We start from the raw sequence: 18,293 nt of genomic DNA on the forward strand, positions 1-18,293 counted from the left end.
AGATAACGGCTGATGGAACTCATTGAGCAGCATGCCAGCTCTGGCGGCTGGCAAAACGTGTACCGGCATTATTCACAATCCCTTAATTGTGAAATGAATTTCGGTGTGTATCTTCCTCCCAAAGCAGTAACAGAAAAACTGCCGGTACTATACTGGTTGTCGGGCCTGACCTGTACTGAGCAGAATTTCATCACCAAATCAGGTATGCAGCATTATGCAGCCCGGCATAACGTCATCGTTGTTGTCCCGGATACCAGTCCCCGGGGTAATAATGTCCCGGATGCCGACAGTTACGATCTTGGCCAGGGGGCCGGTTTTTATCTGAACGCGACGGAACAGCCGTGGAATGTTCATTACAGGATGTATGACTATATTCTCAGAGAGCTTCCGGATGTCGTCATGAATCATTTTCCTGCAACGGCAAGAAAATCTATATCCGGTCATTCTATGGGAGGGCTGGGTGCTCTGGTGCTGGCTCTGCGAAATCCTGGTGAATATGTGAGCGTATCAGCATTTTCCCCGATAGTATCGCCTTCTCAGGTGCCATGGGGGCAACAGGCATTTAGCGCTTACCTGGGTGAAAACAGAAAAACGTGGGAAGCCTACGATCCAGTCAGCCTCATTTTACAGGGTGAAAAATTACCAGAAATCTTCATTGATCAGGGGCTGAGTGACGCCTTTTATGAAGAGCAACTGCGCACCAAAATCCTTGAGAGAGTATGCAATGAGATGAACCTCAATGCGTCGTTCCGATATCATACTGGATACGACCACAGCTATTATTTCATTTCCAGCTTTATTGGTGAGCACATTGCTTACCATGCCAACAGGCTCAGGCTGTCAGCATGAGTTGATTTCCAGCCTCAGAAAATGTGCTTAATTTTCAGGCCTGAACAGGGCCTGAACCCTGCAGACCTGAGATGTACTGTAACTGGTGGCTTCAGCAGTTTCTCTTATGCTCAGTTTCTTGACCTGTCGGTAATACAGAACTTTCTTATGTCGTTCCTGATCGGCCTGTTTGCCCCGGTGAATCGCCACGGATAATCTAGACACTTCCGAGCCGTTGATAATACTGGTTTTCATATTCTGTCGGTGACATCTGTTCGCTAGAACCATGCCGACGCTTACTGTTATAAAACATTTCGATGTAATCAAAAATATCACTGCGGGCTTCTTCCCGCGTTCCGTAGATCTTTTTCTTTATCCGTTCACGTTTCAACAACTGGAAAAAACTTTCTGCAACCGCATTATCATGGCAGTTACCGCGACGGCTCATGCTACCCTCCAGGCCGTGTGATTTCAGGAACGACTGCCACTCATGGCTTGTGTACTGACTGCCCTGATCCGAATGAACCAGCACCTGTTTTTCGGGATTACGCCGCCATACAGCCATCAGCAGTGCGTTCAGGACAATGTCCTTTGTCATCCGGGATTGCATGGACCAGCCGATAATTTTGCGTGAGAACAGATCAACAACAACGGCAAGATACAGCCAGCCTTCGTGGGTCCTGATGTAGGTTATGTCCGTTACCCAACGCTCATCAGGAGCATCCGGATTGAACTGTCGCTGGAGCCTGTTGGGTGACACGATACTGGCCTCGCCTTTACGTGCCCGCGGGCTTCGGTATCCGACCTGAGCCTTTATTCCGACACGTTTCATCAGTCTCCAGACTCTGTTTACTCCGCACTGTTGCCCGCTGTCACGCAGATCCAGATGGATTTTGCGATAACCATAGACGCATCCCGATTCCAGCCAGAACTGTTTAATCTGTCCTGTCAGTCTCAGGTCTGCCTGATGGCGTTGTGAATGCGGCTGCTGAAGCCAGGCGTAAAAACCACTGGGATGAACATCCAGCACCCGACAGAGCAGGCGAACAGGCCAGCAACAGGAGTTGTCACGGATAAAGGCGTACCTCAGTCGGACAGCTTTGCGAAGTACGCCGCGGCTTTTTTTAATATGTCCCGTTCGTCGGTAACCCGTTTCAGCTCTTTCTGGAGACGGCGGATCTCGGCCTGAGCATCTGACTGTTCTTTATTAGTGGAAGAATCCGGACCGTACTTCTTTATCCAGGCATAAAGGCTGTGGGTGGTGATATCGAGACGTGTTGCAACGCTGGCAACAGAATAACCGCGATCAACAACCTGTTTGACTGCTTCAGTTTTAAACTCTTCAGGATAACGCTTACCGCTCATGGGCACCTCTCTTTAAGTCATCTTAAATGACTCTGAGGTGTCTGTTAAACGCGTGGCGATTCATCATCATCCAGCCAGAAAGTTATGGAGCCACGGTTGATGAGGGCTTTATTGTAGGTGGGCCAGTTGGTGATTTTGAACTTTTGCTTTGCCACGGAACGGTCTGCGTTGTCGGGAAGATGCGTGATCTGATCCTTCAACTCAGCAAAAGTTCGATTTATTCAACAAAGCCAAACAGAAGCCACTGGAGCACCTCAAAAACACCATCATACACTAAATCAGTAAGTTGGCAGCATCACCTTTTGCGTCTATAGTCATGATGTCAAATGAACGCGTTTCGACAGGAAATCATCATGAATAAATATCAGGCAGTTATTATTGGTTTTGGCAAGGCTGGAAAAACATTAGCCGTCACGCTGGCAAAAGCAGGTTGGCGTGTGGCTCTCATCGAACAATCAAATGCAATGTATGGCGGGACCTGTATTAATATCGGCTGTATCCCAACCAAAACATTGGTTCATGACGCACAGCAGCACACAGATTTTGTCCGTGCCATACAGCGTAAAAATGAAGTGGTTAATTTTTTACGTAATAAGAATTTTCATAATCTTGCGGATATGCCCAATATCGACGTGATCGACGGCCAGGCGGAGTTTATCAATAATCATAGCCTGCGTGTTCATCGGCCTGAGGGAAATTTGGAGATTCATGGCGAGAAAATTTTTATTAATACCGGTGCACAAGCCGTGGTTCCGCCAATTCCTGGAATTACCACCACGCCTGGTGTATATGACAGCACCGGATTACTTAATCTAAAAGAATTGCCTGGGCATTTAGGTATTTTGGGCGGCGGATATATTGGCGTTGAGTTCGCCTCTATGTTCGCTAATTTTGGCAGCAAAGTAACCATTTTAGAGGCAGCTTCGCTGTTTTTGCCTCGGGAAGATCGGGATATTGCTGATAATATCGCGACGATTTTACGCGATCAGGGCGTCGATATTATCCTCAATGCCCATGTGGAGCGAATCAGTCACCATGAAAATCAAGTGCAAGTGCATAGCGAGCACGCCCAACTGGCGGTGGATGCACTGTTAATAGCTTCCGGTCGTCAACCGGCTACCGCTTCGTTACATCCAGAAAATGCCGGTATCGCAGTAAACGAGCGCGGGGCAATTGTCGTTGACAAGCGATTACATACCACCGCAGACAATATTTGGGCGATGGGAGATGTTACCGGCGGGCTGCAATTTACTTACATATCACTGGATGATTACCGCATTGTACGTGATGAGTTACTGGGTGAAGGCAAACGTAGTACTGATGATCGGAAAAATGTGCCTTATTCCGTATTTATGACACCGCCCCTGTCCAGGGTTGGTATGACAGAAGAACAAGCCAGAGAGAGTGGTGCTGATATTCAGGTGGTGACATTGCCTGTAGCTGCAATTCCGCGCGCCAGAGTGATGAACGATACCCGTGGGGTATTAAAAGCGATTGTTGATAATAAAACCCAACGTATATTAGGAGCATCACTGCTGTGTATTGACTCCCACGAGATGATCAATATAGTGAAAATGGTGATGGATGCCGGGCTGCCTTATAGCATATTACGCGATCAGATATTTACTCATCCGTCGATGAGCGAATCACTCAATGATCTATTTTCATTAGTCAAATAAACTCAAAATCAGACGCCAGAACAAATATTCTGGCGTCTCAGAGAAAAGAATCTTATTAATTCTCTGTTACTCTATAACTTCTTAATCACTTCATTGATGGTATTTTATATGTTTAAAAAATCGGTGATGCTGCCAACTTAATGATTTAGTGTATGATGGTGTTTTTGAGGTGCTCCAGTGGCTTCTGTTTCTATCAGCTGTCCCTCCTGTTCAGCTACTGACGGGGTGGTGCGTAACGGCAAAAGCACCGCCGGACATCAGCGCTATCTCTGCTCTCACTGCCGTAAAACATGGCAACTGCAGTTCACTTACACCGCTTCTCAACCCGGTACGCACCAGAAAATCATTGATATGGCCATGAATGGCGTTGGATGCCGGGCAACCGCCCGCATTATGGGCGTTGGCCTCAACACGATTTTACGTCACTTAAAAAACTCAGGCCGCAGTCGGTAACCTCGCGCATACAGCCGGGCAGTGACGTCATCGTCTGCGCGGAAATGGACGAACAGTGGGGATACGTCGGGGCTAAATCGCGCCAGCGCTGGCTGTTTTACGCGTATGACAGGCTCCGGAAGACGGTTTGCGCACGTATTCGGTGAACGCACTATGGCGACGCTGGGGCGTCTTATGAGCCTGCTGTCACCCTTTGACGTGGTGATATGGATGACGGATGGCTGGCCGCTGTATGAATCCCGCCTGAAGGGAAAGCTGCACGTAATCAGCAAGCGATATACGCAGCGAATTGAGCGGCATAACCTGAATCTGAGGCAGCACCTGGCACGGCTGGGACGGAAGTCGCTGTCGCTCACAAAATCGGTGGAGCTGCATGACAAAGTCATCGGGCATTATCTGAACATAAAACACTATCAATAATTTTGAGTCATTACCCAGTTAGCAATAACCCCCGCTTGCGGGGGCCATACCCACCAGGAGCAAACGCAGAAAGCCCGAGATACTTCTGCTGTACCGGGGGCTGGCGACATTTCAGGCAACACTCATAGTTGACATCCTCCCCGCCCTAAAGGGCGGGGAGGATGTCAATAATAGCAGACCACATCATGATGTCATTCTGACCGACAGATGCCAGAAGCAGAGGATCCATCCCATTTTATACCTACCTTATAACACTTAGAAAAACAACATGTTAAAAATGTTTATTGGAAACAATTTTATTTCCAATTGTAATGATAACCATTCTCATATTAATATGGCTACGTGATAATTAACTTTTGATGCACTCCGCATGTCTGACCGTGCCACTTCCACAGCTTCCTTAACGTTCGAGTCGCTTTATGGCACCCATCACGGCTGGTTGAAAAGTTGGCTGACGCGCAAACTCCAGTCTGCCTTTGATGCAGATGACATTGCCCAGGACACTTTTTTGCGGGTAATGAGCAGCGAAACGCTCTCGACGATCCGCGATCCTCGCTCTTTCCTGTGCACTATCGCCAAACGCGTGATGGTGGACCTGTTTCGCCGAAACGCGCTGGAAAAAGCGTATCTGGAGATGCTGGCGCTTATGCCGGAGGGGGTAGCGCCTTCACCTGAGGAACGCGAAAGCCAGCTCGAGACCCTACAACTCGTCGACAGCATGCTGGACGGGCTAAACGGAAAAACACGTGAAGCGTTTCTGCTTTCGCAACTGGATGGCCTGACATACAGCGAGATTGCGCACAAACTCGGTGTTTCCGTCAGCTCCGTGAAAAAATACGTGGCGAAAGCCGTCGAGCACTGCCTGCTGTTTCGTCTGGAGCATGGGTTATGAATCCTTCGTTAACCGATTCCCGCCGTCAGGCGCTGCGTTCAGCTTCCCACTGGTATGCCGTGCTAAGCGGCGAGCGCGTCAGCCCACAACAGGAAGCGCGCTGGCAACAGTGGTATGAACAGGATCAGGATAACCAGTGGGCCTGGCAGCAGGTTGAAAACCTGCGCAACCAGCTTGGCGGTGTGCCTGGCGACGTTGCCAGCCGGGCGCTGCACGATACCCGCCTCACCCGCCGTCACGTGATGAAAGGATTACTGCTGTTGCTCGGCGCTGGCGGAGGCTGGCAACTCTGGCAGTCGGAAACCGGCGAAGGTCTGCGGGCAGATTACCGCACCGCCAAAGGCGCAGTCAGCCGTCAGCAACTGGAAGATGACTCCCTGCTCACGCTGAATACCCAAAGCGCGGCGGATGTGCGTTTTGATGCGCATCAGCGCACCGTCCGGCTCTGGTACGGTGAAATCGCCATTACTACCGCGAAAGATGCGCAGCAACGCCCCTTCCGCGTCCTGACCCGTCAGGGCCAACTCACCGCTTTAGGGACAGAATTTACCGTCCGCCAGCAGGATAATTTCACGCAGCTTGACGTGCAGCAGCACGCCGTGGAAGTGCTTCTCGCCAGTGCCCCCGCGCAAAAACGCATCGTGAACGCTGGTGAAAGCCTGCAGTTCAGCGCCTCTGAGTTTGGCGCAGTGAAACCGCTGGATGACGAGAGTACAAGCTGGACGAAGGGCATCCTGAGCTTCAGCGATAAACCGCTGGGTGAGGTGATAGCCACGCTAAGCCGTTACCGCAACGGCGTGCTGCGCTGCGATCCCGCCGTTGCCGGGCTGCGCCTGAGCGGGACGTTCCCGCTGAAAAATACCGATGCGATCCTGAACGTTATCGCTCAAACGCTTCCCGTTAAAATTCAGTCTATTACGCGGTACTGGATAAACATTTCACCGCTGTAAGAAAAATAATTCTCATTTCGATTGTCCTTTTTACCCTTCTCGTTCGACTCATAGCTGAACACAACAAAAATGATGATGGAGAAGGTATGACGCCGTTACGCGTTTTTCGTAAAACAACACCTTTGGTTAACGCCATTCGCCTGAGCCTGCTGCCGCTGGCCGGTCTCTCGTTTTCCGCTTTTGCTGCACAGGTTGATATCGCACCGGGATCGCTCGACAAAGCGCTCAATCAGTATGCCGCACACAGCGGAATTACCCTCTCGGTTGACGCCAGCCTGACGCGCGGCAAGCAGAGCAACGGCCTGCACGGAGATTACGACGTCGAGAGCGGCCTGCAACAACTGCTGGACGGCAGCGGACTGCAGGTAAAACCGCTGAGAAATAACAGCTGGACGCTGGAGACCGCGCCCGCGCCAAAAGAAGATGCCCTGACCGTGGTCGGCGACTGGCTGGGCGATGCGCGTGAAAACGACGTATTTGAACATGCTGGCGCGCGTGACGTGATCCGCCGTGAGGATTTCGCCAAAACCGGCGCAACCACCATGCGTGAGGTGCTTAACCGCATCCCTGGCGTCAGCGCGCCGGAAAACAACGGCACCGGCAGCCACGACCTGGCGATGAACTTTGGCATCCGGGGCCTGAACCCACGCCTCGCCAGCCGCTCGACCGTCCTGATGGACGGCATCCCCGTCCCCTTTGCCCCTTACGGTCAGCCGCAGCTTTCACTGGCTCCCGTTTCGCTCGGCAACATGGATGCCATTGACGTGGTGCGCGGTGGTGGTGCGGTGCGTTACGGACCGCAGAGCGTGGGCGGCGTGGTGAACTTTGTTACCCGCGCCATTCCGCAGGACTTTGGTATCGAGGCGGGGGTGGAAGGTCAGCTCAGCCCAACCTCTTCACAAAACAACCCGAAAGAGACGCACAACCTGATGGTGGGCGGCACAGCGGACAACGGTTTTGGCACCGCGCTGCTCTACTCCGGCACGCGCGGCAGTGACTGGCGCGAGCACAGCGCCACCCGCATCGACGACCTGATGCTGAAAAGCAAATATGCGCCGAATGAGGTGCACACCTTCAACAGCCTGCTGCAATATTACGATGGTGAAGCCGACATGCCCGGCGGCCTGTCCCGCGCGGATTACGACGCCGATCGCTGGCAATCCACCCGCCCGTATGACCGCTTCTGGGGCCGTCGCAAGCTGGCGAGCCTGGGCTACCAGTTCCAGCCGGACAGCCAGCATAAATTCAACATTCAGGGGTTCTACACCCAAACCCTGCGCAGCGGCTACCTGGAGCAAGGCAAACGCATCACCCTCTCGCCGCGTATCTACTGGGTGCGCGGTATTGAGCCACGCTACAGCCAGAGCTTTATGATCGGCCCTTCCGCGCACGAAGTGGGCGTGGGCTATCGCTATGTGAATGAATCAACGCATGAAATGCGTTACTACACCGCCACCAGCAGCGGGCAGTTGCCGTCCGGCTCAAGCCCTTACGACCGCGACACGCGTTCCGGCACCGAGGCGCACGCCTGGTATCTGGATGACAAAATCGACATCGGCAACTGGACCATCACGCCGGGTATGCGTTTCGAACATATCGAGTCATACCAGAACAACGCCATCAAAGGCACGCACGAAGAGGTGAGCTATAACGCACCGCTTCCGGCGTTGAACGTGCTCTATCACCTGACTGATAGCTGGAATCTTTATGCAAACACTGAAGGCTCGTTCGGCACCGTACAGTACAGCCAGATTGGCAAGGCTGTGCAAAGCGGCAATGTGGAACCGGAAAAAGCGCGAACCTGGGAACTCGGTACCCGCTACGATGACGGCGCGCTGACGGCGGAAATGGGGCTGTTCCTGATTAACTTTAACAATCAGTACGACTCCAACCAGACCAACGACACCGTCACTGCACGTGGCAAAACGCGCCATACCGGGCTGGAAACGCAGGCACGTTACGACCTGGGTACGCTAACGCCAACGCTTGATAACGTTTCCGTCTACGCCAGCTATGCGTATGTGAACGCGGAAATCCGCGAGAAAGGCGACACCTATGGCAATCAGGTGCCATTCTCCCCGAAACATAAAGGCACGCTGGGCGTGGACTACAAGCCGGGCAACTGGACGTTCAATCTGAACAGCGATTTCCAGTCCAGCCAGTTTGCGGATAACGCCAATACGGTGAAAGAGAGCGCCGACGGCAGTACCGGCCGCATTCCCGGCTTCATGCTCTGGGGCGCACGCGTGGCGTATGACTTTGGCCCGCAGATGGCAGATCTGAACCTGGCGTTCGGTGTGAAAAACATCTTCGACCAGGACTACTTCATCCGCTCTTATGACGACAACAACAAAGGCATCTACGCAGGCCAGCCGCGCACGCTGTATATGCAGGGGTCGTTGAAGTTCTGATGTGTTAACGCCCGGCTTGCCGGGCTTTTAGCTGGAATGTGACTATGTTGGCATTTATCCGTTTTCTTTTTGCAGGCCTGCTGCTGGTGATCGGCCACGCCTTTGCCGCCACGGTTCAGGACGAACACGGCACGTTTACACTCGATAAAACGCCACAACGGATTGTGGTGCTGGAACTCTCGTTCGCCGATGCGCTGGCCGCCGTGGACGTCAGCCCGATCGGTATTGCCGACGATAACGATGCAAAACGCATCCTGCCCGAAGTGCGTGCGCACCTGAAACCGTGGCAGTCCGTCGGAACGCGCGCGCAGCCGAGCCTGGAAGCCATTGCTGCCCTGAAACCAGACCTGATCATTGCCGACAGCAGTCGCCATGCGGGGATTTACACTGCCTTGCAGCAAATCGCGCCGGTACTGCTGCTTAAGTCCCGCAACGAAACCTACGCTGAAAATTTGCACTCAGCGGCTATCATCGGCGAAGTGGTAGGTAAAAAACGAGAGATGCAGGCGCGTCTGGAACAACATAAAGAGAAGATGGCGCAGTGGTCCAGCCAGCTTCCCACAGGGACACGCGTGGCCTTTGGCACATCACGCGAACAGCTATTCAACCTGCATACCCAGGAGACCTGGACCGGCAGCGTGCTGGCTTCTCTGGGGCTGAACGTTCCCGCTGCGATGGCGGGCGCGTCCATGCCGTCCATCGGCCTGGAGCAACTGCTGGCGGTCAATCCTGCCTGGCTGCTGGTTGCCCACTATCGCGAAGAGAGCATTGTTAAACGCTGGCAACAAGATCCGCTCTGGCAGATATTAACCGCCGCGCAGAAGCAGCAGGTTGCTTCAGTCGACAGTAACGCCTGGGCGCGGATGCGCGGTATTTTTGCCGCAGAGCGTATTGCCGCTGACACGGTAAAAATCTTCCACCATCAGCCGCTTACCGATGTGAAATGACCGCGCTAAAACACCCGGTGCTGCTGTGGGGGCTTCCCGTTGCAGTACTTATTATTATTTTCTGGCTGAGTCTGTTTTGCTACTCGGCCATTCCTGTTTCCGGAGCAGACGCAATCCGCGCCCTGCTGCCTGGACACACGCCAACGCTACCAGAAGCGCTGGTGCAAAACCTTCGTTTGCCGCGAAGCCTGGTCGCCGTTCTGATCGGCGCAAGCCTGGCGCTCGCGGGCACGCTGCTGCAAACCCTGACCCACAACCCAATGGCCTCTCCTTCACTGCTCGGCATTAACAGCGGCGCGGCGCTGGCTATGGCGCTTACCAGCGCGCTGAGTCCGACGCCGGTTGCAGGCTATTCCCTGTCGTTCATCGCGGCATGCGGGGGCGGCGTGAGCTGGCTGCTGGTCATGACCGCAGGAGGCGGGTTTCGTCATACCCAGGACAGAAACAAACTGATCCTCGCGGGTATCGCGCTGTCGGCCTTTTGTATGGCCCTGACCCGCATCACCCTGCTGCTGGCCGAAGATCATGCTTACGGCATCTTTTACTGGCTGGCAGGCGGAGTGTCCCACGCCCACTGGCAGGATGTCTGGCAGCTCTTGCCGGTGGTGGTCACTGCAGTCCCTGTCGTGTTGCTGCTGGCGAATCAACTGAACCTGCTCAACGTCAGCGACAGTACCGCCCATACGCTGGGAGTGAACCTGCCGAGACTACGTTTGATCATCAATATGTTAGTGCTGCTTCTGGTTGGCGCGTGCGTCAGTGTGGCAGGTCCGGTGGCGTTTATCGGCCTGCTGGTGCCACATCTGGCGCGCTTCTGGGCAGGCTTCGATCAGCGCAACGTACTGCCGGTGAGCATGCTGCTGGGGGCCACGCTGATGCTGATGGCAGATGTACTCGCACGCGCGCTGGCCTTCCCCGGCGATCTGCCCGCAGGCGCAGTGCTGGCGCTGATTGGCAGTCCTTGCTTTGTCTGGCTGGTGAGGAGGCGAGGATGAAAATTGCGCTGGTCATTTTCATCACCCTTGCCCTGGCAGGTTGTGCGCTGTTATCACTCCATATGGGGGTGATCCCCGTGCCGTGGCGCGCGCTGCTGACCGACTGGCAGGACGGACGCGAGCATTATTATGTATTGATGGAGTACCGACTGCCGCGCTTGCTGCTGGCACTGTTTGTCGGTGCAGCCCTCGCCGTGGCGGGCGTGCTGGTACAGGGGATTGTGCGTAACCCGCTAGCATCACCGGATATTCTCGGCATTAACCATGCCGCCAGCCTTGCCTCTGTGGGAGCACTGCTTCTTATGCCATCACTATCCGTGATGGTGCTGCCGCTGCTGGCCTTTGCGGGCGGTATGGCGGGGTTGATCTTGCTGAAGATGCTGGCAAAGACCCACCAGCCGATGAAGCTGGCGCTCACCGGCGTGGCGCTTTCCGCCTGCTGGGCGAGCCTGACGGATTACCTGATGCTCCTGCACCCGCAGGATGTAAACAGTGCCCTGCTGTGGCTGACGGGTAGCTTATGGGGGCGCGACTGGCACTTTGTGAAGATTGCCGTGCCGTTGCTCATTCTGTTTTTGCCGCTGAGCCTGCGCTTTTGTCGCGATCTCGACCTGCTGGCGCTGGGCGATGCACGAGCAGCCACGCTCGGCGTGTCGGTTCAGCGCACCCGGTTCCAGGGGCTGATGCTGGCTGTCGCGATGACAGCAACCGGCGTGGCCGTCTGTGGCCCGATAAGTTTTATTGGTCTCGTCGTGCCGCACATGGTGCGCAGGATCGCCGGCGGGCGTCACCGCTGGCTGATGCCCGTTTCGGCCCTGACGGGCGCGTTGTTGCTGGTCATTGCCGATCTGCTGGCACGAATCATTCATCCGCCGCTGGAGCTTCCGGCAGGCGTGCTGACCGCCATTATCGGCGCACCGTGGTTTGTCTGGCTGCTTGTGAGAATGCGATAAATGAGATTACGTACTGAAAATCTGACCGTCAGCTATGGCGCACAAACCGTGCTGGATGGACTTTCTCTCGCCCTGCCTGCCGGAAAAATCACGGCCCTGCTCGGCCCTAACGGTTGCGGGAAATCGACGCTGTTGAACTGTTTTTCTCGCCTGTTAACACCAGACTCTGGCGAGATATTGCTTGATGAAAAACCCATAGCCGGTTTTTCCGCCCGCCAGCTGGCTCGCCGCCTGGCTTTACTGCCGCAACACCATTTATCCCCCGAGGGGATCACTGTACGGGAACTGGTTTCCTACGGCCGCAGCCCGTGGCTGTCGTTGTGGGGGCGACTCTCCGCGGAAGACAACGAGCGGGTCAACGTGGCAATGAGTCAGACCCGGACGCGCAATCTGGCTGACCGCAGGTTAACCCAGCTTTCCGGCGGCCAGCGCCAGCGTGCGTTTCTGGCGATGGTGCTGGCACAGGATACCCCACTCATTCTTCTTGATGAGCCTACGACCTACCTCGATATCAATCATCAGGTTGAACTGATGCGCCTGATGGTTGAACTCAAAAGGCAGGGGAAAACCGTAGTGACGGTACTCCACGATCTGAATCAGGCCAGCCGCTATTGCGATCATCTGGTGGTACTGGCAAGCGGTCGCGTGATGGCGCAAGGTGCTCCGGAAGCAGTGATGAAACCAGAGCTTCTAAAGACGGTGTTCAGCGTAGAAGCGGAAATCCATCCCGAACCGGTATCTGGCAGACCCATGTGTGTGGTGAAGTAGTCTGGCGAAGTCATAAGGATCATCACAGGACAGATAAAGGAAGTGATAACCACCTGCCAACAGGCACCAAAATCTGGCTGGTTGCCGGTATCACCGACATGCGCAACGGCTTCAATGGTCTCGCCGCAAAGGTGCAGACGATGCTGAAAGATGACCCGATATCCGGCCATGTCTTCATCTTCCGGGGCCGCAGCGGCAGTAAGGTCAAACTGCTGTGGTCCACCGGCGACGGGCTGTGCCTGCTGACCAAACGGCTGGAACGCGGCCGCTTCGCCTGGCCCTCTGCCCGCGATGGCAAAGTGTTCCTGACCCCGGCGCAGCTGGCAATGCTTCTGGAAGGCATCGACTGGCGGCAGCCTAAAAGACTGCTTACGTCCCTGACCATGTTGTAGGCCTCTTTATCCTGGTTGTCGTTGAATAAGCCTGGTAAAATGCGGGCTTATGAACAACACCTCCCCCTGACGACATCCTTCTGCTGAAACAGCGCCTGTCCGAACAGGAAGCGCTGAACCGCGCCCTGCTGGAAAAGCAGGCCGACCGGGAGCGCGAAATAGACCATCTGCAGGCGCAGCTGGATAAGATTCGCCGGATGAACTTCGGCAGTCGTTCTGAATAAATCTCCCGCCGCATCGCGCAGATAGAAGCCGACCTGAACCGGCTTCAGACAGAAAGCGATACGCTGACGGGTCGGGTTGCCGATACGGGCCGGGCCCCGTATCGTTTTAACCCTGAATATTCATCGCAGATATTGTTTCGGGTTTTCCGGTATACCAGCCCTGAACTAGGTAACCGGGGCCAAGAGAACGGACGAATTCAAACTGTCCTGGCGTTTCCACCCCTTCAAACACCAGTGGTTTGCCAGTACCACGTAACCCTTTCACCACAGAAACAAGTAGCGCTCGCTTCACCGGGTCATCAATATTGGCAATAAAAATACGGTCTATTTTTATCTCATCGAAATCCAGTACCGTCAGCCATTCAATATGGGGGCCGCTTGGCAAACGGAAAATATCCTACGTTAAGCCTGTTTCTTTAGCTGGCATTACAAAAAGCGAGCGTCTGCATGGTACAGACAGACACCCGAATACGATAAAAATGAGACGAAAAAAACGGTAATGCTGTCAACCTGTTGATGACTATTTTAATCTGTAGTCATTCAATCCTTGTAACATCAGGATGATCCTGGTGTCAGTGAAAATACGAAATCAACACGTTGGTATCATTACCCACCTGTGAACTGACGTCGGCATTTTGAATCTCACTTCGGCGTGCCCCCTCCGAATGGCGCAAAACATTTCGTGGTATGGCATGATAGCACCCGAAGAGAGTCAATTCAGGGTGGTAAATGTGAAACCAGTAACGCTATACGATGTCGCAGAGTATGCCGGTGTCTCTTATCAGACCGTTTCCCGCGTGGTGAACCAGGCCAGCCACGTCTCTGCGAAAACGCGGGAAAAGGTGGAAGCGGCGATGGCGCAGCTGAACTACATTCCCAACCGCGTGGCACAACAACTGGCGGGGAAACAGTCGTTGCTGATTGGCGTTGCTACCTCCAGTCTGGCCCTGCACGCGCCGTCGCAAATTGTCGCGGCGATTAAATCTCGCGCCGATCAACTGGGTGCCAGCGTGGTGGTGTCGATGGTAGAACGAAGCGGCGTCGAAGCCTGTAAAGCGGCGGTGCACAATCTTCTCGCGCAACGCGTCAGTGGGCTGATCATTAACTATCCGCTGGATGACCAGGATGCCATTGCTGTGGAAGCTGCCTGCGCTAATGTTCCGGCGTTATTTCTTGATGTCTCTGACCAGACTCCCATCAACAGTATTATTTTCTCCCATGAAGACGGTACGCGACTGGGCGTGGAGCATCTGGTCGCATTGGGTCACCAGCAAATCGCGCTGTTAGCGGGCCCATTAAGTTCTGTCTCGGCGCGTCTGCGTCTGGCGGGCTGGCATAAATATCTCACTCGCAATCAAATTCATCCGATAGCGGAACGGGAAGGCGACTGGAGTGCCATGTCCGGTTTTCAACAAACCATGCAAATGCTAAATGAGGGCATCGTTCCCACTGCGATGCTGGTTGCCAACGATCAGATGGCGCTGGGCGCAATGCGCGCCATTACCGAGTCCGGGTTGCGCGTTGGTGCGGATATCTCGGTAGTGGGATACGACGATACCGAAGACAGCTCGTGTTATATCCCGCCGTTAACCACCATCAAACAGGATTTTCGCCTGCTGGGGCAAACCAGCGTGGACCGCTTGCTGAAACTCTCTCAGGGCCAGGCGGTGAAGAGCAATCAGCTGTTGCCCGTCTCACTGGTGAAAAGAAAAACCACCCTGGCGCCCAATACGCAAACCACCTCTCCCCGCACGTTGGCAGATTCCTTAATGCAGCTGGCACGACAAGTTTCCCGACTTGAAAGCGGGCAGTGAGCGCAACGCAATTAATGTGAGTCAGCTCACTCATTAGGCACCCCAGGCTTTACACTCTATGTGTCCGGCTCGTATGTTATGCGAAAATGTGAGCGGATAACAATTCACGCAGGATACAACTATGACAATGATTACGGATTCACTGGCCGTCGTATTACAACGTCGTGACTGGGAAAACCCTGGCGTTACCCAACTTAATCGCCTTGCGGCACATCCCCCTTTCGCCAGCTGGCGTAATAGCGAAGAGGCTCGCACCGATCGCCCTTCCCAAGAGTCGCGCAGCCTGAATGGTGAATGGCGCTTTGCCTGGTTTCCGGCACCAGAAGCGGTACCAGAAAGCTGGCTGGAGCGCGATCTTCCTGACGCCGATACTGTCATCGTCCCCTCAAACTGGCAGATGCACGGTTACGATGCGCCTATCTACACCAACGTGACCTATCCCATTGCGGTCAATCCGCCGTATGTTCCCACGGAGAATCCGACGGGTTGTTACTCGCTCACATTTAATGTTGATGAAAGCTGGCTACAGGAAGGCCAGACGCGAATTATTTTTGATGGTGTTAACTCGGCGTTTCATTTGTGGTGCAACGGGCGCTGGGTCGGTTACGGACAGGACAGTCGTTTGCCGTCTGAATTTGACCTGAGCGCATTTTTACACGCCGGAGAAAACCGCCTCGCGGTGATGGTGCTGCGCTGGAGTGACGGCAGTTATCTGGAAGATCAGGATATGTGGCGGATGAGCGGCATTTTCCGTGACGTCTCGTTGCTGCATAAACCGAGCACGCAAATCAGCGATTTCCATGTAGCCACTCACTTTAATGATGATTTCAGCCGCGCTGTACTGGAGGCAGACGTTCAGATGTACGGCGAGCTGCGCGATGAGCTGCGGGTGACGGTTTCTTTGTGGCAGGGTGAAACGCAGGTCGCCAGCGACACCGCGCCTTTCGGCGGTGAAATTATCGATGAGCGTGGTGGTTATGCCGATCACGTCACCCTACGTCTGAACGTCGAAAACCCGAAACTGTGGAGCGCCGAAATCCCGAATCTCTATCGTGCGGTGGTTGAACTGCACACCGCCGACGGCACGCTGATTGAAGCAGAAGCCTGCGATGTCGGTTTCCGCGAGGTGCGGATTGAAAATGGTCTGCTGCTGCTGAACGGCAAGCCGTTGCTGATTCGCGGCGTTAACCGTCACGAGCATCATCCTCTGCATGGTCAGGTCATGGATGAGCAGACGATGGTGCAGGATATCCTGCTGATGAAGCAGAACAACTTTAACGCCGTGCGCTGTTCGCATTATCCGAACCATCCGCTGTGGTACACGCTGTGCGACCACTACGGCCTGTATGTGGTGGATGAAGCCAACATTGAAACCCACGGCATGGTGCCAATGAATCGTCTGACCGATGATCCGCGCTGGCTACCCGCGATGAGCGAACGCGTAACGCGAATGGTGCAGCGCGATCGTAATCACCCGAGTGTGATCATCTGGTCGCTGGGGAATGAATCAGGCCACGGCGCTAATCACGACGCACTCTATCGCTGGATCAAATCTGTCGATCCTTCCCGCCCGGTACAGTATGAAGGCGGCGGAGCCGACACCTTCGCAACCGATATTATTTGCCCGATGTACGCGCGCGTGGATGAAGACCAGCCCTTCCCGGCTGTGCCGAAATGGTCCATCAAAAAATGGCTTTCGTTGCCTGGAGAGACGCGCCCGCTGATCCTTTGCGAATACGCCCACGCGATGGGTAACAGTCTTGGCGGCTTCGCTAAATACTGGCAGGCGTTTCGTCAGTACCCCCGTTTACAGGGCGGCTTCGTCTGGGACTGGGTGGATCAGTCGCTGATTAAATATGATGAAAATGGCAATCCGTGGTCGGCTTACGGCGGTGATTTTGGCGATACGCCGAATGATCGCCAGTTCTGCATGAACGGTCTGGTCTTTGCAGACCGCACGCCGCATCCGGCGCTGACGGAAGCAAAACACCAGCAGCAGTTTTTCCAGTTCAGTTTATCCGGGCGAACCATCGAAGTGACCAGCGAATACCTGTTCCGTCATAGCGATAACGAGCTCCTGCACTGGATGGTGGCGCTGGATGGCAAGCCGCTGGCAAGCGGTGAAGTGCCTCTGGATGTCGCTCCACAAGGTAAACAGTTGATTGAACTGCCTGAACTACCGCAGCCGGAGAGCGCCGGACAACTCTGGCTAACGGTTCACGTAGTGCAACCGAACGCGACCACATGGTCAGCAGCCGGACACATCAGCGCCTGGCAGCAGTGGCGTCTGGCGGAAAACCTCAGCGTGACACTCCCCTCCGCGCCCCACGCCATCCCGCAACTGACCACCAGCGAAACGGATTTTTGCATCGAGCTGGATAATAAGCGTTGGCAATTTAACCGCCAGTCAGGCTTTCTTTCACAGATGTGGATTGGCGATAAAAAACAACTGCTGACGCCGCTGCGCGATCAGTTCACCCGCGCACCGCTGGATAACGACATTGGCGTAAGTGAAGCGACCCGCATTGACCCTAACGCCTGGGTCGAACGCTGGAAGGCGGCGGGCCATTACCAGGCCGAAGCAGCGTTGTTGCAGTGCACGGCAGATACGCTTGCCGACGCGGTGCTGATTACCACGGTCCACGCGTGGCAGCATCAGGGGAAAACCTTATTTATCAGCCGGAAAACCTACCGGATTGATGGAAGTGGTCAAATGGCGATTACCGTTGATGTTGAAGTGGCGAGCAATACGCCACATCCGGCGCGGATTGGCCTGACCTGCCAGCTGGCGCAGGTAGCAGAGCGGGTAAACTGGCTCGGATTAGGGCCGCAAGAAAACTATCCCGACCGCCTTACTGCGGCCTGTTTTGACCGCTGGGATCTGCCATTGTCAGACATGTATACCCCGTACGTCTTCCCGAGCGAAAACGGTCTGCGCTGCGGGACGCGCGAATTGAATTATGGCCCACACCAGTGGCGCGGCGACTTCCAGTTCAACATCAGCCGCTACAGTCAACAGCAACTGATGGAAACCAGCCATCGCCATCTGCTGCACGCGGAAGAAGGCACATGGCTGAATATCGACGGTTTCCATATGGGGATTGGTGGCGACGACTCCTGGAGCCCGTCAGTGTCGGCGGAATTCCACCTTAGCGCCGGTAGCTACCATTACCAGTTGCTCTGGTGTCAAAAATAATAATAA

The 18,293-nt window shown here is 54.5% G+C and carries 15 protein-coding genes and 3 pseudogenes; 15 read left to right on the forward strand and 3 right to left on the reverse strand.

What is annotated here, in order from left to right; translation table 11 throughout:
* Positions 1-12: 12 nt before the first annotated feature.
* Positions 13-849: an S-formylglutathione hydrolase gene (gene fghA, locus WM95_RS21640; RefSeq protein WP_012561110.1), complete on the forward strand. Its 837-nt coding sequence runs from the start codon at positions 13-15 to the stop codon at positions 847-849.
* A 27-nt stretch (positions 850-876) separates the two neighbouring features.
* On the opposite strand, the pseudogene WM95_RS21645 reads toward fghA, so the two are convergent.
* A pseudogene (locus WM95_RS21645) lies at positions 877-1,029 on the reverse strand (recombinase family protein); the annotation flags it as partial.
* A gap of 16 nt (positions 1,030-1,045) precedes the next feature.
* Positions 1,046-2,193 (reverse strand): IS3 family transposase gene (locus WM95_RS21650; protein ID WP_085949497.1). Its coding sequence is split into 2 segments (ribosomal slippage): positions 1,046-1,956 and positions 1,956-2,193, totalling 1,149 coding nucleotides; the frame shifts between segments, so codons are not numbered across the junction.
* Between the two features lie 353 nt (positions 2,194-2,546).
* On the opposite strand from WM95_RS21650, the gene rclA reads away from it, so the two are divergent.
* The 12 genes and pseudogenes from rclA to WM95_RS21710 form a co-directional block, all read left to right on the forward strand.
* Complete coding sequence (rclA, locus tag WM95_RS21655; RefSeq protein WP_007896426.1) at positions 2,547-3,872, forward strand: reactive chlorine resistance oxidoreductase RclA; 1,326 nt, start codon at positions 2,547-2,549, stop codon at positions 3,870-3,872.
* A 177-nt stretch (positions 3,873-4,049) separates the two neighbouring features.
* A complete protein-coding gene (locus tag WM95_RS27740) occupies positions 4,050-4,325 on the forward strand; it encodes an IS1-like element transposase (RefSeq protein ID WP_000179213.1) in 276 nt (91 codons plus the stop codon).
* A gap of 44 nt (positions 4,326-4,369) precedes the next feature.
* Positions 4,370-4,745: pseudogene (locus WM95_RS27745) on the forward strand (IS1 family transposase).
* Between the two features lie 370 nt (positions 4,746-5,115).
* On the forward strand, positions 5,116-5,637 hold the full coding sequence (gene fecI, locus WM95_RS21670) for an RNA polymerase sigma factor FecI (RefSeq protein WP_016151347.1): 522 nt from the start codon (positions 5,116-5,118) through the stop codon (positions 5,635-5,637).
* The gene (gene fecR, locus WM95_RS21675; RefSeq protein ID WP_023304425.1) at positions 5,634-6,587 is read left to right on the forward strand and encodes a ferric citrate uptake sigma factor regulator FecR; all 954 of its coding nucleotides are present in this window, start codon (positions 5,634-5,636) and stop codon (positions 6,585-6,587) included. The genes fecI and fecR overlap by 4 nt, the downstream gene beginning before the upstream one ends.
* Positions 6,588-6,673: 86 nt before the next feature.
* The gene (gene fecA, locus WM95_RS21680; protein WP_022652364.1) at positions 6,674-8,998 is read left to right on the forward strand and encodes a TonB-dependent Fe(3+) dicitrate receptor FecA; all 2,325 of its coding nucleotides are present in this window, start codon (positions 6,674-6,676) and stop codon (positions 8,996-8,998) included.
* A gap of 44 nt (positions 8,999-9,042) precedes the next feature.
* Positions 9,043-9,945: a Fe(3+) dicitrate ABC transporter substrate-binding protein FecB gene (gene fecB / locus WM95_RS21685; RefSeq protein ID WP_007898890.1), complete on the forward strand. Its 903-nt coding sequence runs from the start codon at positions 9,043-9,045 to the stop codon at positions 9,943-9,945.
* Positions 9,942-10,940 (forward strand): iron-dicitrate ABC transporter permease FecC, encoded by a 999-nt coding sequence (gene fecC, locus WM95_RS21690; protein ID WP_004118243.1) that lies wholly within the window; start codon positions 9,942-9,944, stop codon positions 10,938-10,940. The genes fecB and fecC overlap by 4 nt, the downstream gene beginning before the upstream one ends.
* Positions 10,937-11,893, forward strand: a complete 957-nt coding sequence (fecD, locus tag WM95_RS21695; RefSeq protein ID WP_004118246.1) for a Fe(3+) dicitrate ABC transporter permease subunit FecD — start codon at positions 10,937-10,939, stop codon at positions 11,891-11,893. The genes fecC and fecD overlap by 4 nt, the downstream gene beginning before the upstream one ends.
* Positions 11,894-12,661: a Fe(3+) dicitrate ABC transporter ATP-binding protein FecE gene (fecE, locus tag WM95_RS21700; protein ID WP_004152282.1), complete on the forward strand. Its 768-nt coding sequence runs from the start codon at positions 11,894-11,896 to the stop codon at positions 12,659-12,661.
* Between the two features lie 53 nt (positions 12,662-12,714).
* Positions 12,715-13,053: an IS66 family insertion sequence element accessory protein TnpB gene (tnpB, locus tag WM95_RS21705; RefSeq protein ID WP_028018554.1), complete on the forward strand. Its 339-nt coding sequence runs from the start codon at positions 12,715-12,717 to the stop codon at positions 13,051-13,053.
* Between the two features lie 49 nt (positions 13,054-13,102).
* A pseudogene (locus tag WM95_RS21710) lies at positions 13,103-13,361 on the forward strand (IS66 family transposase); the annotation flags it as partial.
* Between the two features lie 22 nt (positions 13,362-13,383).
* Here WM95_RS21710 and WM95_RS21715 read toward each other — a convergent pair.
* Positions 13,384-13,662 (reverse strand): EAL domain-containing protein, encoded by a 279-nt coding sequence (locus WM95_RS21715; RefSeq protein WP_007898884.1) that lies wholly within the window; start codon positions 13,660-13,662, stop codon positions 13,384-13,386.
* 346 nt (positions 13,663-14,008) lie between these two features.
* On the opposite strand from WM95_RS21715, the gene lacI reads away from it, so the two are divergent.
* Both lacI and lacZ read left to right on the forward strand, forming a co-directional pair.
* Complete coding sequence (gene lacI, locus WM95_RS21720; protein ID WP_007851507.1) at positions 14,009-15,091, forward strand: DNA-binding transcriptional repressor LacI; 1,083 nt, start codon at positions 14,009-14,011, stop codon at positions 15,089-15,091.
* Between the two features lie 121 nt (positions 15,092-15,212).
* Positions 15,213-18,287, forward strand: coding sequence for a beta-galactosidase (gene lacZ, locus WM95_RS21725; protein WP_088544979.1), 3,075 nt, complete (start codon positions 15,213-15,215; stop codon positions 18,285-18,287).
* The last annotated feature ends 6 nt before the right edge of the window (positions 18,288-18,293 follow it).

The sequence above is a fragment of the Enterobacter cloacae complex sp. ECNIH7 genome (genome assembly GCF_002208095.1).
GTDB lineage: Bacteria > Pseudomonadota > Gammaproteobacteria > Enterobacterales > Enterobacteriaceae > Enterobacter > Enterobacter cloacae_M.